The organism is Virgibacillus oceani, assembly GCF_014638995.1.
Classification (GTDB): Bacteria; Bacillota; Bacilli; order Bacillales; family Amphibacillaceae; genus Virgibacillus_E; species Virgibacillus_E oceani.
Window position 1 is genome coordinate 1 of the sequence record NZ_BMFR01000017.1, and the last position, 23,451, is coordinate 23,451.

Sequence of the window (23,451 nt, forward strand, 5' to 3'; positions counted from 1 at the left end):
GCAGTTAAGCTCTTCAGCGCCGATGGTAGTTGGGGCTTTGCCCCTGCAAGAGTAGGACGCCGCCAGGCAAAAAGATTTAAGCTAAGATCTCATGATCTTAGCTTTTTTTAGTGTGCCAGGCATGCACACATTCTCTAGGGTTAGAGTCCCGAACCGTGAAGGCAGTAGTAGCGGTTAGCTAAAGACAAGGGTTTCTGGGGTGATCCAGAATCTGAAGGAAGTCCGAGGCAAATCTCCGCCCTGAGGAACACGAACTTCATAGAAGGCTAGGTGTATTTGGGAGAAACTGCATAACAAGTTAAAGCCCTTACTGCCGAAGGATACACGAAGTAAATGGAGTGGGGATATGGAGAGGAAGAATGCGTGCTTACCCTGGGAGGTCTGATAGGAGTGCGGTGCACACGCCGTAACCGAACATGCGAATGTTCGCTGAACTATCAGAAGTCAGCCGAAGCTGTAGTATTGAATAGCTCTAGACTATTCAAGAAGGGCTGAATCATTTAAGAAGAATTGTCACTTTGCGTACGTAATGCTTGATGAAGCAGAAACATGAAACCTTCCTAATGGAGGAAACGGTGAATCCCGTGGGGGACATTAGAAGGGCTGAAAGTTATTGCCACACAAGAAGATTGAACAATTCACGCAGGAGTTAGATATCATGTTGGAACAAATCTTATCACGGGAAAATTTAACACTCGCATTAAAACGTGTGGAACGTAATAAAGGGAGTCATGGCGTAGATGAGATGCCCGTACAAAACCTACGAACGTATGTCATGGAACACTGGACTGCCCTGCGAGAGGAACTTCAGAAGGGAACCTATTATCCTCAACCTGTTCGTCGTGTCGAAATCCCGAAACCGAACGGCGGGAAGAGGAAGTTAGGTATCCCCACCGTGCTGGACAGATTCATCCAACAGGCAATTGCACAAGTTCTCACCAAGGAATATGACCCAACGTTCTCGAAACACAGTTATGGATTCCGTCCAAACAAACGTGGACATGATGCGGTAAGGGAAGCAAGAAGTTATATTAAGCAAGGTTATCGCTGGGTTATTGATATGGATTTGGAGAAATTTTTCGATAAAGTAAACCATGACAGATTAATGCGTACCTTGAGCAAGCGAATTCAAGATTCGAACGTGTTGAAATTAATCCGCAGATATCTGCAAGCAGGTATCATGGAAGACGGAACCGTACGTACGGTGGTGTGAGAGGTCGGAGGTTAGTCACCTCCTCCTACTCGATTGTTTATAAAATTTAAATGTTGTGATATCAAAACCTCTAATATATCCTGGTCCAGCTTCAGTACTAAATACATGAAGGACTCTCACCTTTGTACGTTAACGACAACGACAATTCCCCCCAAGCTTATCGCATTTCCTTTATTCTGCTGCAAAGGTAGAACATTCGACTAGAAACGCTACTTTGCGGGGAATGACCAAATCACCCTGCATTGCAGGATGGGAGGAGTACACCTAAACGGACGCCAGAAATTTTCATATGCTTAATTACACCAATAAGGAACCAATGGTAAACCCACTTTTCACATATTCCCTGATTTTCTTCCATTCATTATTTTCTTTATGGAAGGTTTCCATGAATAATAACTTTGTATCAGTTAATTCATGATCAACTTCAAAACGTACCCAAAATACTGCAACACCTTCCTGATTCTTATTAACCTCTATTAAGATATCCTCAAAATACCATTTTGGGTTTCTGCCATTATATATTTTAAAAGCTTGTTCCCAACCCTTTTTGGCAGTTTCGTGACCCCAGTCGTCAGGTATCTAAATTTGCCCACCTAACCTTTATATCCTTTGAAAAATGACTTGCCATGTTTGAGGTATTGCAGCTATTCCGTGTTTTAACCACCCTCCTCATTAAAAACAGCAGCTTTAGTGGGATCTTTTAAAAATTCAAAAAGCATATATATTTGTGACGCAGTGTTTCTCCCTTTAGAGGTGGGTAAATTATCCTCAGAAAAAAAGTTAATATCCTTTGTTCCTAAGCCAACACTTGCTGCACCGCCAACTATCTCGCACCGTTCCATATCAAATGGATCCTTTGAGAAAGCAAGTCCCGATTGAGATAGTGCCTGTATTTTTTTTGCCCATTCTAACCATTTAAGGCTAATTAATTTGAAACACCTTCTATTCTATCAAAACTCCTTAATGTAAGAAGATTTCTTAGAGTTATGTAACCTTTCCACTCATTTTTAGCGTGATTCCATTCTTCATCGTACTGCCCAAACCATGACCAATTTGGATTCCAGCTGCCTTCACTCGTAAAATTGTTAATGACATAATCAAGGTTTTCTTCCATCTCTTCCTTCACAAACTTATAAAACGGTGAATCTGGGCTTAAGCAAACATGTAAAGGTGTAATACCATAGTCACTCCATTTGCTTTTATCGAAATTTGTTATCGCTACTGACTTTTCAAGACATTGTAGAATAGTTTCAGCAATTGATGGAGGTGCGGTATCCAATAGTCGCTGATAACAAGCAAAATCATGCATTTCGATTTGTTCCGGCAGTTCCGTTAATTCATCAAGTGCCAGTAAATTTATCATATCTAAAAAGTCCTTGGATACTAGACTATTGTAGAGATTGAAATAACTTGCAATTTCAGCACTGGGATTTGCCCAAGTATCCTCTACACCACATCTGTTCTTTTCTATATCGAAATGCCACCAAGGTGCATGAGCGAATTCATTAACTTCTTTTGGTACTGCATGCCATCTTCGCTCATCTTCATCATAATTCGTTAATAAATAGTTTATAGCCTGGTTAACGATTGCGTGGTCGGTATGCAGGTTGATTTCCTTTGCGTATTGCATGCCAATTGTTGTAGCCATTGGTGAGGAGTTCGGCAATCTGAAATCCGGTTCTATAGCATTTCCAAATCCGCCATCATTATTTTGAAACTTTTTCAGTTCTTTTGCGACTTCTTCCGGGTCACCGGATTCAAAGTGAAAATCAAATAGTGCTTTATCAATGTATCGTGCCTGTGTTTTTATAAAATTCTTAGCGAGATTAAATTGTTCTCTGGATAACTTCACATGTATCAGCTCCTTATAACATTTCCTATTTATTAAGTTCTTCATTAACAGGTGAAATCCTTTAACTGGCTTATAAAATTCCTGTGAATATCATATACATGTAAGCTATATGGCTAATTTTTTTGCTATATAATTTTACTTATATCATGTAAAATAAACTATTACATAGAAATGAGAGGGTGCGGAAAATGGTGGAGCATATTGATGAACTAATGGGTGAGCACTATTTGTTAATTATGGTGCGTGTACTCATTGCCTTAGTATTGTCCGGTGTTATCGGTTTCGAACGGGAGCTGAAGAATCATTCGGCTGGATTTCGCACACATATCTTAGTGGGAATTGGATCATGTTTGATGATGTTATTATCGCTGTATGGATTTGAAGCATATATTGATAAATATGATAATGTCCGATTTGACCCTGCGCGGATTCCGTCATATGTTATTAGTGGAATTGGGTTTCTTGGTGCAGGAACCATTATGGTTTATGGTGGAACTATTCGCGGATTAACAACAGCTGCTTCTATTTGGGCAGTTGCTGGACTTGGCCTGGTTGTTGGTGCTGGAATGTATGCTACAGCAGTGTTTACTACGTTGGTTATATTATTAAGTCTCGTTTTTCTAAATAACTTTGAGAAATTGTTTACCAAAGGAAGCTCCTCTACAATTATTGAAATTGTTGCATCGCCAAACTTACGAATTACTAACATTGTTAAAGTATTGGAGTCGTATAATATAAACTTGAAAAAGGTCGAGATCGTAAAAGTTGAAAATGATTTAAGAAACATTTTTATAAAGATTGATAGAGATATAAAAATCGACCGAATTGTATTGTTTGAGGAAATATCAAAAATTGATCATGTGAGAAATATTACAGAAAGAAGCTAACCATCAAGGGCCCCCGCAGACGATTGTTTGTGAGGGGCCATTTAACAATTCTTATGTAAAATGGCCGGATGAACAAAAGTGTGTTTCAATTTTCCCCACTTTGTCTAAAATATGTAGGGACAATGTATTTGCATCTCTCCGAATATGTCGTATAATATTAATAAAGTCAAAGATAGTCAAAGTCAAAATAATACTATATTTTATTAAAGGAAAATAAGGCTAATAAATCGAATAAAGGAGAGGAGGGTGGAGTATGGGCAATATTTCAGACATTATTGAACAGCATTTAAAGCAAATACTTCAAAAAGCGGCTCAAGACGCTATTGAGATTAAACGAAGTGAAATAGCCGATCAGTTTCAATGTGTACCATCGCAAATTAATTATGTGATTAATACACGATTTACCGTGGAAAAGGGATATATAGTGGAGAGTAAACGTGGCGGCGGCGGATATATTCGGATTATTCGTATTAAGCATCAGGATAAAGCTGAATTGATTGATGAAATTATTGAAATGATTAATCCTACCATAACACAGCAGGCAGCTGTAGATGTTTTAGAACGATTATTGGAGGAAAAGTTAATTACCGAACGGGAAGCAAAGCTAATTGCCAGTGCGATTGGACGTAATACATTAGCATTTCAGCTCCCATTACGAGATGAAGTTCGTGCTCGTATCTTAACCGCGATGTTAAGCACGTTAAAATATTTAAATAAGTAGGAGGGGGAAATAGTTATGGAATGTCAGGAATGCCAGGAACGGCCAGCCACACTTCATTTTACACAGGTTATGAATGGTACGAAAAAGGAAGTTCATGTGTGTGAAGTGTGTGCTAAGGAAAAGGGCTATATGACGTATCCCGAGGAAGGTTATTCCCTTCATAATCTATTAACGGATTTATTTAATTTTGAATCCGTACCACTTGGAAATACAAATGGTGATACATTTAGGCAGACAAAGGAACTGCAATGTCCCCAATGCAAAATGACCTTCACTGAATTTAAGCGAATAGGAAAATTTGGCTGTGCAACATGTTATCATACATTTTCTGACAGATTGGATCCAGTTTTCCGCCGTGTTCATAGTGGTAATACAAAGCATCATGGTAAAATCCCGACACGTAAAGGCGGCGACTTGCATGCTAAAAAGCAAGTGGAAAGCTTAAAAACAGAGTTAAAAAACTTAATTGAAAATGAAGCGTTTGAAAAGGCTGCAACTGTTAGGGATCAAATTAAGGAAATAGAAAAGCAGATGCGGGGTGATGATGCATGACGTTACAACAATTTATGAATGAAGCAATTAGCCCTTGGATGCGTGAGGATGGGCCTGATAGTGATATTGTTTTAAGCAGCAGAATTCGCCTGGCACGAAATTTCGCTGAAGCATCGTTTCCGCTTATAGCCAAGCAGGAGGTTCTTGAAGAAATAAAGGTGTTTTTTCAAAAAGAATATGAACATCAATCGTTTCAAGATTATCAGGATTTTGCTTTTGTACCGATACGCGGGCTGTCACCAGTTGAGAAGCGTGTTCTAGTCGAAAAACATTTGATTAGCCCACATTTAGCCAAGCATGCGGAATCAGCTGCAACGCTTATTTCAGAGAATGAGCAAGTCTCCGTTATGATAAATGAAGAGGATCATATACGAATTCAGATGTATTTTCCAGGCTTTCAATTAAACAAGGCACTTAAAAAGGCGTTTGAATTTGATGATTGGCTGGAGGAAAAAGTTAATTACGCATTCGATGAAACAAGAGGCTATTTAACAAGCTGTCCAACTAATGTTGGTACAGGGATGCGCGCATCGGTTATGATGCACTTGCCTGCATTAGCAATTACTGGGCAACTGAATAGAATGATTCCAGCAATTAATCAATTAGGTCTTGTTGTAAGAGGAATTTATGGTGAAGGCAGTGAAGCGGTAGGAAATGTATTTCAAATCTCTAACCAAATAACCTTAGGAAAATCAGAGGAAGATATTGTAGAAGATTTACAAAGTGTTGTAAAGCAATTAATTGAACATGAACGAAAAGCACGAAGCCGATTGGTGGACCAGTCGGGTACACAGTTAGAAGATCGCATCTATCGTTCCTACGGTGTATTAGAATACAGCAGAATAATAGAGTCAATGGAAGCAGCTAAATGTTTATCCAATGTTCGCTTGGGAATTGATTTGGGTATTATTAAAAACGTATCCAGACATATACTTAATGAACTAATGATTCTTACACAACCGGGTTTCCTTCAGCAGTATGCGAAGAAGACCTTAACAGCAAATGAACGTGATGTATTGCGTGCTTCACTAATACGTGAACGATTACAATTAGAAAAATAGATAGGAGGAACACTATATGATGTTTGGACGTTTTACAGAAAGAGCACAAAAGGTTTTAGCTTTATCCCAAGAAGAAGCGGTCAGACTTGGCCATAACAATATAGGAACCGAACATATTTTATTAGGGCTTGTTCGTGAAGGGGAAGGAATCGCTGCTAAAGCACTGCAATCGTTAGGTTTAGAAGTTGGGAAGATTCAAGAAGAAGTCGAACAGTTAATTGGTGTTGGAAAACAAGCAATGCAAACAATCCATTATACACCACGTGCAAAGAAAGTAGTGGAGTTATCACAGGACGAGGCAAGAAAATTAGGGCATTCTTACGTCGGAACCGAACATATTTTATTAGGCTTAATTCGTGAAGGAGAAGGGGTTGCAGCACGTGTTTTAAGCAATTTAGGTGTTAGTCTAAATAAAGCCAGACAACAGGTTCTCCAGCTTTTAGGCAGCAATGAGTCACAAGCTGGAAGACAAGGACGAAACCAATCCACGAGTGCGAATACACCAACACTTGATTCACTTGCAAGGGATCTTACAACAATAGCTAAAGAAGGGAACATTGATCCTGTAATTGGCCGCAGCAAGGAAATTGAACGCGTTATTCAAGTGTTAAGCAGAAGAACGAAGAACAATCCAGTATTGATCGGGGAACCAGGTGTAGGTAAAACAGCTGTTGCCGAGGGGCTTGCACAGCAAATAGTAAACAATGAGGTCCCGGAAACGCTGCGTGATAAACGTGTAATGACATTAGATATGGGGACGGTTGTCGCTGGGACGAAATATCGCGGTGAATTCGAGGATCGCCTTAAAAAGGTTATGGAAGAAATCCGTCAGGCAGGAAATATTATTTTATTCATCGATGAGCTTCATACATTGATTGGTGCAGGAGGAGCTGAAGGTGCAATTGATGCTTCAAATATATTAAAACCGTCACTTGCTCGCGGCGAATTGCAATGTATTGGTGCTACAACACTTGATGAATACCGTAAATATATTGAAAAGGATGCAGCATTAGAGCGCAGATTCCAGCCGATTCAAGTGGATGAACCTACACTTGAAGAAACAATCCAAATTTTAAAAGGACTCCGTGATCGTTATGAAGCGCATCACCGTGTAACCATTACGGATGAAGCGGTTGATGCTGCAGCCAATTTGTCTGATCGCTATATTACGGATCGTTTTTTACCAGACAAAGCTATCGATTTAATAGATGAAGCAGGATCTAAGGTACGATTGCGTTCGTATACTGTTCCGCCTAATCTGAAAGAATTGGAGCAAAAGTTAGAAGAAGTGCGAAAGGAAAAAGATGCAGCAGTACAAAGTCAGGAATTTGAAAAAGCTGCCTCATTACGTGACTCTGAACAGCGGTTACGTGAAGAACTGGAAACGACGAAAAATCAATGGAAAGAAAAGCAGGGCCAAGAAAACTCTGAAGTTACCGTTGAAGATATTGCGAATGTCGTCTCAACATGGACTGGTGTACCGGTATCTAAATTGACAAAAGATGAAACAGAGCGCTTGTTAAACATGGAAGAAGTTTTACACAATCGTGTAATTGGCCAAGGAGAAGCGGTGAAAGCCGTATCAAAAGCAATTCGCCGTGCGCGTGCTGGCCTAAAGGATCCAAAACGCCCAATTGGTTCGTTTATTTTCCTAGGACCAACCGGTGTCGGAAAAACAGAGCTGGCAAGAGCACTTGCAGAAGCAATGTTTGAGGATGAGGACGCAATAATCCGTATTGATATGTCTGAGTACATGGAGAAGCATTCCACCTCCCGATTGGTTGGATCACCTCCAGGATACGTTGGTTATGAAGAGGGCGGACAGCTTACGGAAAAAGTACGCAGAAAGCCATATTCAGTTGTACTGCTTGATGAGGTTGAAAAGGCACATCCAGAAGTGTTTAATATCCTTCTCCAAGTATTAGAGGATGGCCGATTAACAGATTCCAAAGGCAGGGTTGTTGATTTCCGCAATACTGTATTAATAATGACGTCAAATGTTGGAGCCAGTGAGTTAAAACGTAATAAATACGTTGGTTTTAACCTTGGAGAAGAGGGCAAGGAATACAGCGATATGAAATCCAAAGTAATGGAAGAATTAAAGAAAGCCTTCCGTCCAGAATTCTTAAATCGGATTGATGAAACAATTGTGTTCCATTCCTTAGAGAAAAAACATATGAAGAACATTGTTTCATTAATGGTCCAGCAATTACAGCGACGTCTGAGGGAACAGGATATTGATTTTTCATTAACAGATAAAGCCTTGGAAAAAATTGCTAGTGAGGGCTTTGATCCTGAATACGGTGCAAGGCCGTTGCGCAGATCGATCCAAAAAAATGTCGAGGATTTGCTGTCTGAAGAATTACTGAAGGAAACAATCGCCAAAGGCCAAAAAGTAAAAATTGGATTAAACAATAAAGGAGAATTTATTGTTTTAGCTTAGAAAAACAGATTTTGCTAGTCACAATTAGCGGAAGAAAGCCAGTAGGAAGCACCCTGCTGGCTTTTTGCAAATTACCAAAGGAATCGTATCAATGTTAATGTAAGAGTAGCGTTTCTAATATTTCTCTTCATTCTCTTACGAAGCATGCCAAACTGTAAGCCGGGTAAACAAGGACACGGATGGGATGCAAGAAATAGCAGCCCAGGCACAAACCTGGCAGTTTAATACCCATTTGTTAAGCTTGACTGCTGACTCACGGGTTCCTCCTGCTAAATGTGGCATAGATATGGAAAATTATTTATAAAATTGATAGATTGTTGTAACTTTGACGTTATGTATTTCGTATATAATAAAGGATAAGCTGAAAGGGTTGGATTGAATTGGCGAAACGTAAGACAAAATACGTATGCCAAGAGTGTGGCTATGAATCTGCAAAGTGGATGGGCAAATGCCCGGGCTGCAATAATTGGAATACATTAGTAGAAGAAATTGAAGCATCCAATATGAAGAACCGACATGGATTAGGAATAGATAAAAGATCGATAAGTAAGCCGGAAAAAATCACCGCAATTGAATCGCAAAAAGAACCACGAATGACAACATCGATGAAGGAATTTAACCGGGTGCTTGGCGGCGGAATCGTACCAGGCTCACTTATGCTAATAGGTGGGGATCCCGGAATCGGGAAATCCACGCTTTTGCTGCAAATATCATCACAGCTTGCTGAAAAACAATTGCCTGTTCTTTACATATCTGGTGAAGAATCGACTCGGCAAACGAAATTGCGAGCCGACCGTCTTGATATAAAAACAGACATGTTATACGTTTTATCGGAAACGAACTTATTTGATATTGCAAATCAGATTGAAGAAATTAAACCATCATTGGTTATCATTGATTCAATTCAAACCATTTTTCGCGAAGAAGTTACGAGTGCACCTGGAAGTGTTTCACAAGTACGTGAATGTACAGGGGAATTAATGAGGATTGCAAAAACAAATGGAATTCCGATTTTTATTGTTGGGCACGTTACAAAGGAAGGTGCCATTGCTGGTCCCAGAATGCTTGAGCATATGGTGGATGCAGTACTTTATTTTGAAGGTGAACGACATCACTCGTACCGTATATTGCGAGGGGTTAAAAACCGTTTCGGAAGTACGAATGAAATGGGGATTTTTGAAATGAAGGAATCTGGACTCAGGGAAGTATTAAATCCTTCTGAGATATTTTTGGAAGAACGATCACAGGGTGCCGCTGGTTCAACAGTTGTAGCCTCGATGGAGGGGACAAGGCCTGTTCTAGTAGAAATCCAGGCATTGATTTCACCATCGAGCTTTGGCAATCCGCGAAGAATGGCAACGGGAATTGATCATGGCCGGGTTCCCCTGCTAATGGCAGTACTGGAAAAACGTGTTGGGTTAATGTTACAGAACCAAGATGCATATATTAAAGTTGCGGGCGGGGTAAAGCTGGATGAACCAGCTATTGATTTGGCGATTGCAATTAGTATTGCGTCAAGTTTCCGGGATCAACCGACAAAGCCGGATGATATTTTTGTGGGTGAAGTTGGGTTGACTGGAGAAATCAGACGCGTTTCCAGGATTGAACAGAGAGTACAAGAAGCTGCTAAACTGGGTTTCAAACGGGTGATTTGTCCGAAAAAAAATCTGGATGGATGGACCATTCCTAAATCAATTGAAGTCATTGGGGTAGATACGGTTCAGGAGGCACTTCAGGTCGGGGTATCCAGATAAAATTCAACAATTCTAGTAATTTTTAAATTGACATCTATATTTTACTATGATAAAATTTTATGTTTATCCAATTGACTGATTTTTACAGCTATGCTATTCTTTATTTAATGTAACAGGCATATTATTTCGATTTTACGATTATTTTTCATAAATATAGGAAATAATGAAAGCTAGGAGGTGAGCAGTGGTGCTGAAAAAAATTGTGCATTTGTTTTTTGTTATTACAGGAGGTACCATTGGGTATTTATATATACCAGATATAGTAAAGTTATTAGATTTTACCGATTCGAATTGGGTTGCATCCCCATATCTTGGTTTAGTAGTAGGTGCAATTATATTATTTCTATTCTCTTATTTGGTTGCGGATTATATTGTTGGGTTTCTAAAATGGTGTGAGGATGCTCTCATCAAGGCCCCGGTAGGAGATTTGTTTTTTGGTAGTTTAGGATTAATCGTTGGTCTGGTTATCGCATTTTTAATCAATATTCCGCTGACAGATATTAAAATTGATTTAGTTTCACAAGTCTTACCGCTATTTTTAACTATTTTATTAGGGTATTTCGGTTTCCAGGTTGGCTTTAGGCGCAGGGATGAATTAACAAACTTACTAAACTTCAACCGCAAAGAGCGCGATAAAAAACGTGTATTTGAGGGGGAAGGTACTGATCAAATCCAGCCAAAAGCCAAGATACTAGATACAAGTGTCATTATTGATGGACGTATAGCCGATATTTGTCAAACCAGCTTTTTAGAAGGTACAATAGTTATTCCGCAATTTGTTTTAGGAGAGTTACAGCATATTGCAGATTCATCGGATGCTTTAAAACGAAACAGAGGGCGCCGGGGCTTGGATGTGCTAAATCGTATTCAAAAGGAATTGCCGGTTAAGGTTGAGATTTATGAAGGTGATTTTGAAGAGATACAAGAGGTGGACAGCAAGCTAATTAAACTAGCAAAAGTTATTAATGGTATCGTTGTTACAAATGACTTTAATTTGAACAAAGTTTGTGATCTTCAAGGTGTTCATGTGCTGAATATTAACGATTTGGCAAATGCAGTAAAACCGGTCGTTCTGCCTGGAGAGGAACTAATGGTGCAGGTAATTAAGGATGGTAAAGAACAAAATCAAGGTATCGCCTATTTAGATGACGGAACAATGATTGTTGTTGAGGAAGGCAGAGATTATATCGGAAAAACGATAGAGGTACTTATTACCAGTGTTTTACAAACCTCTGCTGGCAGAATGATTTTTGCAAAACCAAAATTACTTGAAAAAGCACTGTAAAAAGGGTATAACTTATAAAGGATATATAAAAGTGATAACAGTATTGTTATCGCTTTTTGTTGTAAACAAAATAAAGTGTAATTTACTATAGAAAATGCAAATTAAGGAAGGGGTAACATCATGACAAATCAAGTCCGTGTTCGTTATGCGCCAAGCCCAACTGGTCATTTACATATTGGGAACGCAAGAACTGCACTATTTAATTATTTATATGCAAAACATTTTGATGGAAAATTTATTATCCGTATTGAAGATACCGATGACAAACGAAATGTTGAAGGTGGAGAAGAAAGTCAATTACGCTATTTAAAATGGCTTGGAATTGAATGGGATGAGGGAGCGGATATTGGCGGAGATTATGGTCCATACCGCCAAATGGAACGCCTTGCTATTTATCAGAAATATGTGGATGAACTTCTCGAAAGAGGCCTGGCATACAAATGCTATATGACAGAAGAGGAGCTTGATGCTGAACGTGAAGAGCAAAAAGCGAAAGGACAAGCTCCAAAGTATTCCGGAGCACATCGTGAACTAACGTCTGAGCAAATTGCCGCGTTTGAACAGGAAGGACGTAAGCCTAGTATTCGTTTGCGCGTTCCTGAAGATACAACATACACATTCCCGGATATTGTACGCGGAAATATTACCTTTGAATCTAGTGACTTTGGTGACTGGGTAATTGTGAAAAAGAACGGCATTCCGACATACAATTTTGCAGTAGCAATTGACGATCATCTGATGAGCATTACGCATATTTTGCGTGGGGAAGAGCATATTTCAAATACACCAAAACAAATGATGATCTATGATGCATTTGGCTGGGAAGCACCGAAATTTGGTCACATGACACTGATTTTAAATGAAGAACGGAAAAAGTTAAGCAAGCGTGATCAGCACATCTTGCAATTTATTGAGCAGTATCATAACTTAGGTTATTTACCACAGGCCATATTTAATTTCATTACGCTCCTTGGATGGTCACCAGTTGGGGAAGAAGAGATTTTTGATAAAAATACACTTGTTAATATTTTTGACCCTGATCGTCTGTCAACATCGGCAGCAATTTTTGATCCGCAAAAACTAAAGTGGATGAACAATGAATATATTAAATCATTAGATATTAAAGCGGTTGTTGATTTAACCATGCCACACTTAATTGATGCAGGTAAATTGCCTAGTGATATGGATGAGGATACACGCACATGGGCAGAGAATGTTATCGCACTTTATAAGGAACAATTACGCTACGGTGCGGAAATTGTGGAGTTAACGGAGTTGTTCTTTAACGAGCATATTGAGTATGATGAGGCTGCCATGGAAGTGCTTAGTGGTGAACAAGTTCCAGAGGTTTTGCAAGTCTTTACGGATAAGCTGATTCACCTTGATGATTTTACTAAAGATTCCATTAAAGCAGAAATTAAAGCAACACAAAAAGAAACTGGACATCGTGGCAAAAAGCTTTTTATGCCAATTCGGGTTGCTGTAACTGGACAAATGCATGGCCCTGAGTTGCCAATGGCTATTGAGCTTTTAGGAAAAGAAGTTATTTTGGCTCGTTTGGATAAAATTTTAAAACAATTGGATGCTTAATTTGTTCACATTCTAGGCGAAATGTAATATAGTAATAATACAATATGGAACGCTGACAGGGAGAAGTAAAAAACGAATGTCTTAATCAGAGAGAATCACCATCGGCTGCAAGTGATTTTAAGCTATCGTTTTTGAAGTGCACCCTTGAGTCCGTTATGGAAGTCAAGTATATAACGGCGGTACTCTACCGTTACTAGAGCATAAGTAGGGGGAAGATTCTCCAAACAGAGTGGAACCGCGCGATAAGCGTCTCTGTGTAGTTATTACACAGGGACGCTTTTTTATTTCCGTAATTTCATGGTTCTTTAGTTCACCCGGAATAGTGGAGTGATATATTGCAGTTTTAGAAAACAGTCTTAATTTATAAATTAATAAGTAGCGGATAAGGGGATTATAACCGCAAAGACCAATTACTAAGCAAAGGAGGCTTGTTCTCATGGGGCTTTTTAAACGGATGAAGGAAGACATGGACGTTGTATTTGAACAGGATCCGGCAGCACGCACTTATTTTGAAGTATTTTTAACATACTCTGGCCTGCATGCAATATGGTCGCACCGTATTGCGCATGCCTTTTATAAACGAAATCTATTTTTTATTGCCCGCGTAATTTCGCAAGTCAGCAGATTCTTTACAGGGATTGAAATACATCCAGGGGCTAAAATAGGCAGGAGGTTTTTTATTGATCATGGAATGGGGGTCGTAATTGGGGAGACGTGTGAGATAGGAGATAATGTTACTGTGTTTCAGGGAGTTACCCTTGGCGGAACAGGTAAGGAAAAAGGGAAAAGGCATCCAACTGTTAAGGATAATGCCCTCATATCAACAGGTGCAAAGGTACTTGGCTCGATAACAATTGGCGAAAGTTCAAAAGTTGGCGGCGGATCTGTTGTGCTGCATGATGTACCAGACCATTCAACGGTGGTTGGAATACCTGGCAGGGTAGTTGTGCAAAATGGTGAAAAGGTGCGTCGGGATTTAGATCATCATAAAATACCAGATCCTGTTGCTGATAAATGTGATTATTTACAAGCCGAAATTAATGCATTACGAGAAGAAATAGCAAAGTTGAAAGAAGGGAAGCAAAAATGTCAATAAAACTTTATAATACATTAACACGTGAAAAAGAGTTGTTTCAGCCGCTTGAAGAGGGCAAGGTAAGTATGTATGTTTGCGGACCTACCGTTTACAACTATATTCACATAGGAAATGCTAGACCCGCAATTGTTTTTGATACAGTACGAAGGTATTTGGAATATAAGGGATATCATGTTGACTATGTACTGAATTTTACGGATGTTGATGACAAAATTATTAAGGCAGCACAGGATTTAGGAGAAGAAATTCCTGAAGTTTCTAATCGGTTTATTGATGCCTATTTAGAAGATGTTGGGGCGTTAGGTGTTAAAAAAGCAACACATAATCCACGCGTGACGGACACAATGGATGACATTATTGACTTTATTGCTAAGCTAATTGAAAAGGATTATGCCTATGCAGTTGATGGAGATGTATATTTTAAACCGCGTGCCTTTGACGGGTATGGTAAATTATCACACCAATCCATCGATGAATTACGATCGGGAGCACGAATACAGATCGGTGAGAAAAAGTCAGATCCTCTCGATTTTGCCCTTTGGAAAAGTGCTAAACCCGGTGAAATTGCTTGGGAAACCCCGTGGGGCAAAGGACGTCCGGGGTGGCATATCGAATGTTCGGCAATGGTTAAAAAATACCTTGGTGATACAATTGATATTCATGCAGGTGGACAGGACCTAACGTTTCCGCACCATGAAAACGAAATTGCTCAATCAGAAGCAATGACAGGGAAAACATTTGCGAGGTATTGGATGCATAATGGGTATATTAATATCGATAATGAAAAGATGTCCAAGTCACTTGGGAATTTTGTTTTAACAAGGGATTTAATTGACCAGCATGATCCACAGGTTCTTCGCTTTTTTATGCTGAGTGTGCATTACCGTAATCCGATTAATTTTTCCGAAGAACTGCTGGAAGGGGCAAAGAATAGCCTGGAACGAATGAAAACAGCTTATTTTAATTTGGAACATCGTAAAGCGTCAAGCATGAATTTAGATAATGAGACTGACCAATGGCTGGAAAAAATAGCAGAATTTAAGAAGTTGTTCGAATCAGAAATGGATGACGACTTTAATACAGCCAATGCAATTTCTGTGTTGTTTGATGTAACAAAAGAAGCCAATGTTTATTTGCAGTCGAAACAAACATCTTCTAAGGTTATAGAAGCTTTCCAGGAAGCAATAGAAGCATTCCTTGGAGTACTGGGAATTAACTTGAAGAAACATGAGGAGTTACTAGATGACGATATTGAGGCCTTGATTCAAGAACGAATTGAGGCAAGAAGGAATCGCGATTTTAGCAGGGCAGATGAAATACGTGATGAATTGAAGAGAAAAAGTATTATTTTAGAAGATACTCCCCAAGGTACACGATGGAAAAGGGGGTAGACATGAGACTGGAAGTAAAGCAACTTAAGAGCCTTGCCCTGGCTTACATAGGGGATGCTGTTTACGAAATACACGTTAGGGAGCATCTTATTGGAACTGGTCAGGTTAAACCGAATCAATTACATCGGAACGCGGTTCGGTTTGTGTCGGCAAAATCCCAGGCGATGGTGATTTTACATTGGTTAGACACTTCGTTTTTAACGGAAGAAGAAGAACGTGTTGCTGCTCGTGGAAGAAATGCTAAATCCGGTTCTATTCCGAAAAATACGGATGTTCAAACTTACCGATACAGTACAGCGTTTGAAGCGTTGCTTGGCTATCATTATTTACTAAAAAATAATGAACGTTTAGAGCAACTGCTCATAAGTGCGATAGAATTTGTGGAGGGGAGGAATAGGTAAATGGACCAGGAAATGATTATTGGCAAAAACCCGGTTATAGAAGCATTGAAATCTGGACGTTCGGTTAATAAAGTGTTGCTGTCCGAACAATTAAATGTCAATTCACAAGGAAAGATCCGGAAATTGGCAAAAAGTGCTGGCACGATTGTGCAAAAGGTGCCACGTAATAAACTCGATCATTTAAGCGATGGAAACCATCAAGGAGTTATTGCATATGTGGCATCATATCAATATGCAGACTTGGATGATTTGTATGCTAGGGCTGATAAGCGGGGAGAGGAACCTTTTTTTATCATTTTGGACGAGCTTTGGGACCCGCATAATTTAGGATCAATTTTGCGTACTGCCGATGCAACAGGTGCACATGGTGTTATAATTCCTAAACGCCGTTCCGTTGGTTTAACGCAGGTTGTAGCAAAAACTGCCGCCGGGGCATTAGAACATGTTCCTGTTGCTCGTGTTACCAATATTGCTAATACGATTGATGAATTAAAAGGCAAGAACATTTGGGTAGTGGGAACTGAGGCGACCGCAAATGAAGATTACCGGTCATTGGATGGGACAATCCCTATTGCACTTGTTATTGGCAATGAAGGAAAAGGAATGAGCCGATTAGTTAAAGACAAATGTGATTGGACTGTGAATCTTCCTATGAAAGGTAAAGTCTCATCCTTAAATGCATCTGTTGCTTGCAGTTTACTGCTGTACGAAGTATTTCGCAAAAGGTATCCACTGGGTGAATAGCGTATGGTTGTTTTGGTGGTGGATGGCTACAATATAATTGGTGCATGGGAAGAGCTGCAGAAACTAAAAGACAAAGATATGAGTCAAGCGAGAGATCGGTTAATTGAACTAATGGCAGAGTATCAAGCGTTATCCGGAAATCGTACTATTGTGGTGTTTGATGCTTACTATGTAAAAGGTATATCGAGTAAATTGGAAGAGTATAATGTGGAAATTATTTATACAAAGGAAAAGGAAACAGCAGATGAGTGTATAGAGAAGCTTGTGAAAGATATTAAGAATGTTGATACACAGGTATATGTCGCAACGTCTGATTACGCGGAACAACGAACTGTTTTTGGGAGCGGTGCATTACGAAAATCGGCAAGAGAGCTGTATATTGAATTAAGAAATATAGAAGGAGAAATTGAAGAAAGTATTGATCGTTACAAGAAGGTTAAACCACAGGCAAGAATACCGTTAGAAAAAAATATTTTAGAAACTTTCGAAAAATGGAGGAGAGGTGACAAATAGGCGTATAAAAGCCTATTTTGTGCGTTATCTCCTCATATTGTCCTGTATTCCGCGTCAGGAAGCTATTGACTGTATGGAAACGGTTACTGTATACTATCTCTATATATTGACTGTATTAGGTCGGGGGGTCATATTTGGTGAGTGTCAAGCAGATAGAGACAGATAATAAAAGCATCGAATTGCTTGATGATGATGCAATCATTAATTTGATCCAGCAGGGAAACAGTCATGCACTTGATTTTTTGATTAATAAATATCGAAATTTCGTTCGGGCAAAAGCGCGGACTTATTTTCTTATCGGTGCAGATAAGGAAGACATTGTGCAGGAAGGAATGATTGGTCTCTATAAGGCAATACGCGATTTTAATGGGGACAAGCTATCATCGTTTAAAGCTTTCGCTGAGCTTTGCATTACCCGGCAAATCATTACCGCTATTAAGACAGCTACAAGGCAAAAACACATTCCGCTAAATTCATACGTTTCCTTGGACAAGCCAATATACGATGAGGAATCAGATCGAACATTGCTGGATGTTATTGCCGGTTCAAAAGCGATTGATCCTCAGGAATTACTCGTAAATAGAGAGAAATTTGACGATATGGAATATAAATTATCCGAATTGTTAAGCGAGTTAGAAAAAGAGGTGCTGCTGTTATATTTAGATGGAAGGACATATCAAGAGATTTCGGTTGAATTAAAAAGGCATGTTAAATCAATAGACAATGCCTTACAGCGGGTTAAACGGAAGCTCGAACAATTGATAGAAGAAAGTGAATTAAGCCTTTAATCTGGTGCAAAATGCCGTTGACACATGTACACAGGCGTGCTACATTAAAATGAGGACTGATGTCGATAATTGTTTTATAGTGGGAAATCAGGCTGAAGATATTGAACTTATATATTTATATTTATTTTATCGATGTTTATAGCTAAATACCCTATGGTGGGGTGAAATGATGAACAAAAAGATAACATTAGCGTGTGCAATATGTTCGAGCAGGAATTATACAACAAACAAAAATGTATCCACACAACCTATACGATTAGAAGCAAGAAAATATTGCAAGACATGTGGGAAACATACGTTGCACCGTGAGACGAAATAAGCACTCTTCGGGTAGAGTTTGGGGGTACAAGGATGGGTCTTTTTAAATTTTTCAAAAACGTTTCAAGAGAAATGAAAAAAGTGAGTTGGCCAAAGGGCCGTGAATTAACCAGTTATACGATTACTGTCATCACAACAGTTGTATTTATCGCTGTGTTTTTTACGTTAATCGATCTTGGAATTACACAAATATTATATCTCTTTGAATAATAGTGTTATAATTATGCTATAATGAAAATAAACATTTTTTTCTTTCAAAAAAACCCGAATTAACGGGTTTTTTAATATTGTATTTTTTTATACAGTTAAGAGCCCTCCATTTCGTTCTGGAAAAGGTAAAAACAACATCATGGTTAAATGCTGGCTGTTCAGGTGGTAAAGGGAATTAAAATGACTGTTAATTTATATAAAGGGAGGGAAGGGCAAGTTCGATTTGTCCTGTTCAAATGGAGAAAAACTGGTATGTTGTTCATACCTATTCAGGGTATGAAAACAAAGTAAAAACGAATCTGGAAAAACGCGTCGAAACAATGGGCATGGAAGATAAGATTTTTCGTGTAATTGTTCCTGAGGATGAAGAAACAGAAATCAAAAATGGGAAAAAGAAAGTGCTGAAGAAAAAGTTCTTCCCTGGTTATGTTCTTGCTGAAATGATTATGACTGATGATTCCTGGTACGTTGTAAGGAATACACCTGGGGTTACGGGGTTTGTTGGATCGAGTGGTCATGGATCAAAACCGACACCGTTATTGCCTGATGAAGTAGATACCGTATTAAAACGTATGGGCATGACAGAAAAGGTCACCCAGGTTGATTTTGAAATTAAAGAAAATGTCCGCGTTACTGATGGACCATTCTCGAATTTCACCGGTACAATCGAACAAATTGATGCCGATAAACAAAAGATCAAAGTACACGTCAACATGTTCGGAAGAGAAACCCCGGTAGAATTAGACTTCTCACAAATAGAGAAGTTATAAGAAAAGTGCAGCGGGCTTGGTCAGCGACGCAGGTCATAGACAAGGGATTAAAGAGCGCATGATTTTGGCGTGCTTACATCACAATCCACCATGCCCGAGAGGTTAGACAAGCGTGGCGATTGGTACTATCCAATAAACTCAAAAAAACGAAATCTAGAATAAACCTTGCATAATTTAGTTTTTCGTGCTAAAATTCTTTTGTTAATTATGACCTCAGAAACTAGAGGTGAATGGCTAATAATGAGTGGGAGGGGACAAACCCCTATTACCACATCACGGACTTTAAGGAGGTGTGTCTCGTGGCTAAAAAAGTAATTAAAATTGTAAAATTGCAAATCCCGGCTGGTAAAGCGAATCCAGCACCGCCAGTAGGACCGGCATTAGGTCAAGCGGGTGTTAACATCATGGGATTTTGTAAAGAATTTAATGCTCGTACGCAAGATCAAGCTGGTATGATTATCCCGGTTGAAATCTCGGTATTTGAAGACCGTTCATTTACATTTATTACAAAAACTCCACCTGCTGCAGTATTATTGAAAAAAGCAGCTGGTATAGAATCTGGTTCAGGTGAGCCAAACCGTAATAAAGTCGCAACTGTTAAACGCGATAAAGTAAAAGAAATTGCGGAAACAAAAATGCCTGACCTTAACGCCGCTGATGTAGAAGCAGCGATGCGCATGGTTGAAGGAACTGCACGCAGCATGGGTATTACGATTGAGGAATAATACTCAGAAAGCGGAACGGGCTTGGTCAGCGTCAGAGGGTCGCTAGCCTGTGGAGCTTGCTTGAGCTTTAAAAATAAGGTACGGGTTGCGAAAGTGGGATTCCATCTCTCGCAACCTTTTTCGTGAACGGGATAAATGATAAGGAAGTTTTCCTTATAGTAATCCTAAGCGCAGGCTTTATAAGGGTCGATTCGGCCTTTGTAAGTGGGAGGTATTACCGCTATAACCACAAATGAGGAGGAAACAAAATGGCTAAAAAAGGTAAAAAGCATCAAGAAGCATTAAAGCTTGTTGATCGTTCAAAATCGTATGAAACAAAAGAAGCTGTTGCATTATTAAAAGAAGCTTCTAGAGCAAATTTCGATGAAACAGTTGAGGTTGCATTTCGTTTAGGTGTAGATCCTAAAAAAGCAGATCAGCAAATTCGTGGAGCAATGGTTTTACCGCATGGTACTGGTAAAACACAACGCGTATTAGTGTTTGCAAAAGGTGACAAAGCGAAAGAAGCTGAAGCGGCTGGAGCAGATTATGTTGGAGATCAAGACATGATCAACAAAATTAATCAAGGCTGGTTCGAGTTTGATGTAATTGTTGCTACTCCAGACATGATGGCTGAAGTTGGTAAGCTTGGCCGTGTTTTAGGACCTAAAGGATTAATGCCTAACCCTAAAACAGGAACTGTAACCTTTGACGTAGAAAAGGCAGTTAAAGAAATCAAAGCTGGTAAGGTAGAGTATCGTGTGGATAAACAATCTAACATCCATGTTCCGATTGGAAAAATCTCTTTCGATGATCAAAAACTAATCGAAAACTTTGAAGCTATTACAGAAACTATTGTAAAAGTTAAACCGCAAGCAGCAAAAGGCATATACATGAAAAATGTATCGGTAACTTCTACAATGGGACCTGGCATCAAAGTTGATGTTTCTGCTTACCGTTAATTCACTATTGACTTTTTAATCGAGATTAGATATACTGAGTCTCGTTGAATATCTGAATACGTTGTACCGTAGACAGCAGGTGCGTTTTATCGCTTAATTTCCTGCCGAGGTGTTTGAGAACAATACGATCATGTTAATGTGATTCATTTGTTATAAAAGCCTCCATGTCTGCATGGGGGCTTTACTTATCTTGAAGGCATTGTTTGTATGAAATTGGCTAATTGCCGCTTTCTGCCAATCGGCCTTCTTGCTTCTGACCTCTGGAAAGATGAGGCCAAGCCAAGCTTTTCTATGTCCGGTATGATGAGAATGTTAACAGGAGGTGGAATAATGTCCAAAATTATCGAGAGCAAAAAACAACTAGTTCAAGAAATTGCTGATAAATTTCAAGCGAGCCAATCTACATTATTAGTTGATTATCGCGGTCTTGATGTGGCGGAGGTTACTGAATTACGCAAACAGCTGCGTGAAGCTGGTGTTGAATTCAAAGTATACAAAAACTCTATGGCACGTCGCGCTGCGGATTCAGTGGAGTTAGGCGAATTAAATGAAACTTTAGTTGGTCCAACAGCAATCGCATTCAGTAATGAAGATGTGGTAGCTCCGGCTAAAATTTTGAACAAGTTCGCAAAAGATCACGAAGCATTGGAAATCAAAGGTGGCGTAATTGAAGGGAAAATCGCAACTCTTGACCAAATTAAGGAACTTGCAGATCTTCCAAATTACGAAGGTATGGTTTCTATGCTGCTTAGCGTGCTTCAAGCGCCAGTACGTAACTTTGCTTATGCTGCTAAAGCTATTGCAGAGCAGAAGGAAGAACAAGGGGCATAAGGTTAATGCCTGTCGATTTATAAAAATTTAATTAATTTATTAGGAGGAACTAAATCATGACTAAAGAGCAAATTATTGACGCTATAAAAGAAATGTCAGTTTTAGATTTAAATGATCTTGTAAAAGCAATTGAAGAAGAATTTGGAGTAACAGCTGCAGCACCAGTTGCGGTAGCAGGCGGAGCAGCAGGCGGAGAAGCTGCTGAAGAAAAAACTGAATTTGATGTAGTGCTTGAAAGTGCTGGAGCATCAAAAATTAAAGTTGTTAAAGCTGTACGCGAAATCACTGGCCTAGGACTTAAAGATGCTAAAGACTTAGTAGATAACGCTCCTAAAGCAATTAAAGAAGGCGTATCTAAAGACGAAGCTGAAGAAGTTAAAGGTAAGCTTGAAGAAGCTGGAGCAACTGTAGAAGTTAAGTAATTAAAAAAAGAGCTCGTCGTAATGTACGGCGGGCTCTCAATATATTAGTTCATCTTCTCTAAGAAAATAATACACAATAATTAAAGTAGGTGCCCAAATGACTGAGCATTACTTTTCACAAAAACCCCAATCTAAAAGTTCACCCAAGACATGGAATTATCAATTAAAAGGAAATTCATACACATTCACTAGTGATTATGGTGTTTTTTCTAAAAACGAAGTAGACTTTGGATCACGATTGCTGATTGAGTCATTCAATGAACCAGCTGTGGACGGAGATTTATTGGATCTTGGCTGCGGGTACGGTCCGATTGGAATCACATTAGCAAACTGTTATCGTAATCGAAATGTTATTTTAGCAGATGTGAATGAGCGTGCTTTAAAACTAGCAGAACAAAATGCTAAATTAAATCATGTAAAAAATGTATCGTTTGTTAATAGTGATCGATTTTCAAACATAGAAAGTCATACTTTTGCAGCTATTTTAACAAACCCTCCAATACGGGCTGGAAAAAAGGTTGTACACGCAATGTTTGAGGAAAGTAAACAGGCATTAGGTGTTCAAGGTGAATTGTGGGTTGTCATTCAAAAAAAACAGGGTGCGCCGTCTGCAAAAGAAAAATTGTACGATTTGTTTGGAAATGTAGAAGTAGTTGTTCGCGATAAGGGATATTATATTTTACGTACGATAAATGTTTGACCTACTAATACTCTTATGATATTATAATAAAATGCTAACATGGACCTTCTTTGTCAAGAGGAATTTTCATTAAATATAAACGTATAATTCATCGGTATTCGGAGACACTGTTAGAATCTGGACTTTTACACATTTACCATTTTTATACACGTATAAGGTTTTTACTGAAAAAACCTTTTTTGTTTTTCGATAATAGTGTTATAAGGAAATGTTTTTAAACCGATGTAAGAAGTATAATATTAT

Annotated in this window: 24 protein-coding genes, 2 pseudogenes and 2 other annotated features; of the genes and pseudogenes, 23 read left to right on the plus strand and 3 right to left on the minus strand. The window is 39.0% G+C overall.

The genetic code is table 11. The features are described 5' to 3' along the window. Positions 1-655 precede the first annotated feature (655 nt). Positions 656-1,198 (plus strand): annotated as a pseudogene (locus tag IEV74_RS15830) (reverse transcriptase domain-containing protein); the annotation flags it as partial. Between the two features lie 671 nt (positions 1,199-1,869). Here the strand turns inward: IEV74_RS15830 and IEV74_RS15835 are convergent. From IEV74_RS15835 to IEV74_RS15840, 3 genes and pseudogenes are all read right to left on the minus strand, one after another. Further along, positions 1,870-2,055, minus strand: a complete 186-nt coding sequence (locus tag IEV74_RS15835; RefSeq protein ID WP_308419008.1) for an NUDIX hydrolase — start codon at positions 2,053-2,055, stop codon at positions 1,870-1,872. A 27-nt stretch (positions 2,056-2,082) separates the two neighbouring features. Continuing rightward, positions 2,083-2,139 (minus strand): annotated as a pseudogene (locus IEV74_RS19950) (hypothetical protein); the annotation flags it as partial. Beyond that, positions 2,139-3,065, minus strand: coding sequence for a hypothetical protein (locus IEV74_RS15840; RefSeq protein WP_188456350.1), 927 nt, complete (start codon positions 3,063-3,065; stop codon positions 2,139-2,141). The gene IEV74_RS15840 and the pseudogene IEV74_RS19950, both read right to left, overlap by 1 nt. Before the next feature lie 188 nt (positions 3,066-3,253). Between IEV74_RS15840 and IEV74_RS15845 the strand changes: the two genes are divergently transcribed. The 22 genes from IEV74_RS15845 (at position 3,254) to IEV74_RS15950 (ending at position 23,208) form a co-directional block, all read left to right on the plus strand. After that, positions 3,254-3,952, plus strand: coding sequence for an MgtC/SapB family protein (locus tag IEV74_RS15845; protein WP_188456351.1), 699 nt, complete (start codon positions 3,254-3,256; stop codon positions 3,950-3,952). A 253-nt stretch (positions 3,953-4,205) separates the two neighbouring features. Further along, on the plus strand, positions 4,206-4,673 hold the full coding sequence (locus IEV74_RS15850; protein ID WP_188456352.1) for a CtsR family transcriptional regulator: 468 nt from the start codon (positions 4,206-4,208) through the stop codon (positions 4,671-4,673). Positions 4,674-4,688: 15 nt separating this feature from the next. Further along, positions 4,689-5,225, plus strand: coding sequence for a protein-arginine kinase activator protein McsA (mcsA, locus tag IEV74_RS15855; protein ID WP_188456353.1), 537 nt, complete (start codon positions 4,689-4,691; stop codon positions 5,223-5,225). Beyond that, a complete protein-coding gene (mcsB, locus tag IEV74_RS15860; RefSeq protein ID WP_188456354.1) occupies positions 5,222-6,286 on the plus strand; it encodes a protein-arginine kinase McsB in 1,065 nt (354 codons plus the stop codon). The genes mcsA and mcsB overlap by 4 nt, the downstream gene beginning before the upstream one ends. Before the next feature lie 16 nt (positions 6,287-6,302). After that, positions 6,303-8,729: an ATP-dependent protease ATP-binding subunit ClpC gene (clpC, locus tag IEV74_RS15865; RefSeq protein ID WP_188456355.1), complete on the plus strand. Its 2,427-nt coding sequence runs from the start codon at positions 6,303-6,305 to the stop codon at positions 8,727-8,729. Positions 8,730-9,109: 380 nt separating this feature from the next. Next, on the plus strand, positions 9,110-10,483 hold the full coding sequence (gene radA, locus IEV74_RS15870) for a DNA repair protein RadA (RefSeq protein ID WP_188456356.1): 1,374 nt from the start codon (positions 9,110-9,112) through the stop codon (positions 10,481-10,483). 187 nt (positions 10,484-10,670) lie between these two features. Beyond that, positions 10,671-11,768, plus strand: coding sequence for a PIN/TRAM domain-containing protein (locus IEV74_RS15875; protein ID WP_188456357.1), 1,098 nt, complete (start codon positions 10,671-10,673; stop codon positions 11,766-11,768). 120 nt (positions 11,769-11,888) lie between these two features. Then, a complete protein-coding gene (gltX, locus tag IEV74_RS15880) occupies positions 11,889-13,358 on the plus strand; it encodes a glutamate--tRNA ligase (protein ID WP_188456358.1) in 1,470 nt (489 codons plus the stop codon). Between the two features lie 43 nt (positions 13,359-13,401). Further along, positions 13,402-13,615 (plus strand) — a binding site (T-box leader). A 179-nt stretch (positions 13,616-13,794) separates the two neighbouring features. Next, on the plus strand, positions 13,795-14,454 hold the full coding sequence (gene cysE, locus IEV74_RS15885; protein ID WP_188456359.1) for a serine O-acetyltransferase: 660 nt from the start codon (positions 13,795-13,797) through the stop codon (positions 14,452-14,454). Next, complete coding sequence (gene cysS, locus IEV74_RS15890) at positions 14,445-15,845, plus strand: cysteine--tRNA ligase (protein WP_188456360.1); 1,401 nt, start codon at positions 14,445-14,447, stop codon at positions 15,843-15,845. The genes cysE and cysS overlap by 10 nt, the downstream gene beginning before the upstream one ends. Positions 15,846-15,847: 2 nt before the next feature. Then, complete coding sequence (locus IEV74_RS15895; RefSeq protein WP_188456361.1) at positions 15,848-16,246, plus strand: Mini-ribonuclease 3; 399 nt, start codon at positions 15,848-15,850, stop codon at positions 16,244-16,246. Next, on the plus strand, positions 16,247-16,990 hold the full coding sequence (rlmB, locus tag IEV74_RS15900; protein ID WP_188456362.1) for a 23S rRNA (guanosine(2251)-2'-O)-methyltransferase RlmB: 744 nt from the start codon (positions 16,247-16,249) through the stop codon (positions 16,988-16,990). Between the two features lie 3 nt (positions 16,991-16,993). Then, positions 16,994-17,503, plus strand: coding sequence for an NYN domain-containing protein (locus tag IEV74_RS15905; RefSeq protein WP_188456363.1), 510 nt, complete (start codon positions 16,994-16,996; stop codon positions 17,501-17,503). A gap of 137 nt (positions 17,504-17,640) precedes the next feature. Beyond that, positions 17,641-18,291, plus strand: coding sequence for an RNA polymerase sporulation sigma factor SigH (gene sigH / locus IEV74_RS15910; RefSeq protein ID WP_188456364.1), 651 nt, complete (start codon positions 17,641-17,643; stop codon positions 18,289-18,291). 169 nt (positions 18,292-18,460) lie between these two features. After that, on the plus strand, positions 18,461-18,610 hold the full coding sequence (gene rpmG, locus IEV74_RS15915; RefSeq protein WP_188456365.1) for a 50S ribosomal protein L33: 150 nt from the start codon (positions 18,461-18,463) through the stop codon (positions 18,608-18,610). 32 nt (positions 18,611-18,642) lie between these two features. Further along, the gene (gene secE / locus IEV74_RS15920; RefSeq protein ID WP_188456366.1) at positions 18,643-18,819 is read left to right on the plus strand and encodes a preprotein translocase subunit SecE; all 177 of its coding nucleotides are present in this window, start codon (positions 18,643-18,645) and stop codon (positions 18,817-18,819) included. Positions 18,820-19,055: 236 nt separating this feature from the next. Further along, the gene (gene nusG / locus IEV74_RS15925; RefSeq protein ID WP_188456367.1) at positions 19,056-19,589 is read left to right on the plus strand and encodes a transcription termination/antitermination protein NusG; all 534 of its coding nucleotides are present in this window, start codon (positions 19,056-19,058) and stop codon (positions 19,587-19,589) included. A 299-nt stretch (positions 19,590-19,888) separates the two neighbouring features. Further along, a complete protein-coding gene (gene rplK, locus IEV74_RS15930) occupies positions 19,889-20,314 on the plus strand; it encodes a 50S ribosomal protein L11 (protein ID WP_188456368.1) in 426 nt (141 codons plus the stop codon). A 248-nt stretch (positions 20,315-20,562) separates the two neighbouring features. After that, positions 20,563-21,255, plus strand: coding sequence for a 50S ribosomal protein L1 (gene rplA / locus IEV74_RS15935; RefSeq protein ID WP_188456369.1), 693 nt, complete (start codon positions 20,563-20,565; stop codon positions 21,253-21,255). Positions 21,256-21,303: 48 nt separating this feature from the next. Continuing rightward, positions 21,304-21,450 (plus strand) — a sequence feature (ribosomal protein L10 leader region). Between the two features lie 135 nt (positions 21,451-21,585). After that, positions 21,586-22,086 carry a 50S ribosomal protein L10 gene (gene rplJ, locus IEV74_RS15940; RefSeq protein ID WP_188456370.1) on the plus strand — a complete coding sequence of 167 codons (501 nt, stop codon included), beginning with the start codon at positions 21,586-21,588 and terminating at the stop codon, positions 22,084-22,086. Between the two features lie 56 nt (positions 22,087-22,142). Continuing rightward, positions 22,143-22,508: a 50S ribosomal protein L7/L12 gene (rplL, locus tag IEV74_RS15945; RefSeq protein WP_188456371.1), complete on the plus strand. Its 366-nt coding sequence runs from the start codon at positions 22,143-22,145 to the stop codon at positions 22,506-22,508. Positions 22,509-22,605: 97 nt separating this feature from the next. Continuing rightward, the gene (locus tag IEV74_RS15950; RefSeq protein ID WP_188456372.1) at positions 22,606-23,208 is read left to right on the plus strand and encodes a class I SAM-dependent methyltransferase; all 603 of its coding nucleotides are present in this window, start codon (positions 22,606-22,608) and stop codon (positions 23,206-23,208) included. The last annotated feature ends 243 nt before the right edge of the window (positions 23,209-23,451 follow it).

Bases quoted from the DNA above. Each gene is read 5' to 3' on its own strand.
- IEV74_RS15835 (WP_308419008.1), bottom strand. From the start codon at position 2,055: ATGGAACGGTGCGAGATAGTTGGCGGTGCAGCAAGTGTTGGCTTAGGA.
- IEV74_RS15845 (WP_188456351.1), top strand. From the start codon at position 3,254: ATGGTGGAGCATATTGATGAACTAATGGGTGAGCACTATTTGTTAATT.
- IEV74_RS15850 (WP_188456352.1), top strand. From the start codon at position 4,206: ATGGGCAATATTTCAGACATTATTGAACAGCATTTAAAGCAAATACTT.
- mcsA (WP_188456353.1), top strand. From the start codon at position 4,689: ATGGAATGTCAGGAATGCCAGGAACGGCCAGCCACACTTCATTTTACA.
- mcsB (WP_188456354.1), top strand. From the start codon at position 5,222: ATGACGTTACAACAATTTATGAATGAAGCAATTAGCCCTTGGATGCGT.
- clpC (WP_188456355.1), top strand. From the start codon at position 6,303: ATGATGTTTGGACGTTTTACAGAAAGAGCACAAAAGGTTTTAGCTTTA.
- gltX (WP_188456358.1), top strand. From the start codon at position 11,889: ATGACAAATCAAGTCCGTGTTCGTTATGCGCCAAGCCCAACTGGTCAT.
- cysE (WP_188456359.1), top strand. From the start codon at position 13,795: ATGGGGCTTTTTAAACGGATGAAGGAAGACATGGACGTTGTATTTGAA.
- cysS (WP_188456360.1), top strand. From the start codon at position 14,445: ATGTCAATAAAACTTTATAATACATTAACACGTGAAAAAGAGTTGTTT.
- IEV74_RS15895 (WP_188456361.1), top strand. From the start codon at position 15,848: ATGAGACTGGAAGTAAAGCAACTTAAGAGCCTTGCCCTGGCTTACATA.
- rlmB (WP_188456362.1), top strand. From the start codon at position 16,247: ATGGACCAGGAAATGATTATTGGCAAAAACCCGGTTATAGAAGCATTG.
- IEV74_RS15905 (WP_188456363.1), top strand. From the start codon at position 16,994: ATGGTTGTTTTGGTGGTGGATGGCTACAATATAATTGGTGCATGGGAA.
- rpmG (WP_188456365.1), top strand. From the start codon at position 18,461: ATGAACAAAAAGATAACATTAGCGTGTGCAATATGTTCGAGCAGGAAT.
- secE (WP_188456366.1), top strand. From the start codon at position 18,643: ATGGGTCTTTTTAAATTTTTCAAAAACGTTTCAAGAGAAATGAAAAAA.
- nusG (WP_188456367.1), top strand. From the start codon at position 19,056: ATGGAGAAAAACTGGTATGTTGTTCATACCTATTCAGGGTATGAAAAC.
- rplA (WP_188456369.1), top strand. From the start codon at position 20,563: ATGGCTAAAAAAGGTAAAAAGCATCAAGAAGCATTAAAGCTTGTTGAT.
- rplJ (WP_188456370.1), top strand. From the start codon at position 21,586: ATGTCCAAAATTATCGAGAGCAAAAAACAACTAGTTCAAGAAATTGCT.
- rplL (WP_188456371.1), top strand. From the start codon at position 22,143: ATGACTAAAGAGCAAATTATTGACGCTATAAAAGAAATGTCAGTTTTA.
- IEV74_RS15950 (WP_188456372.1), top strand. From the start codon at position 22,606: ATGACTGAGCATTACTTTTCACAAAAACCCCAATCTAAAAGTTCACCC.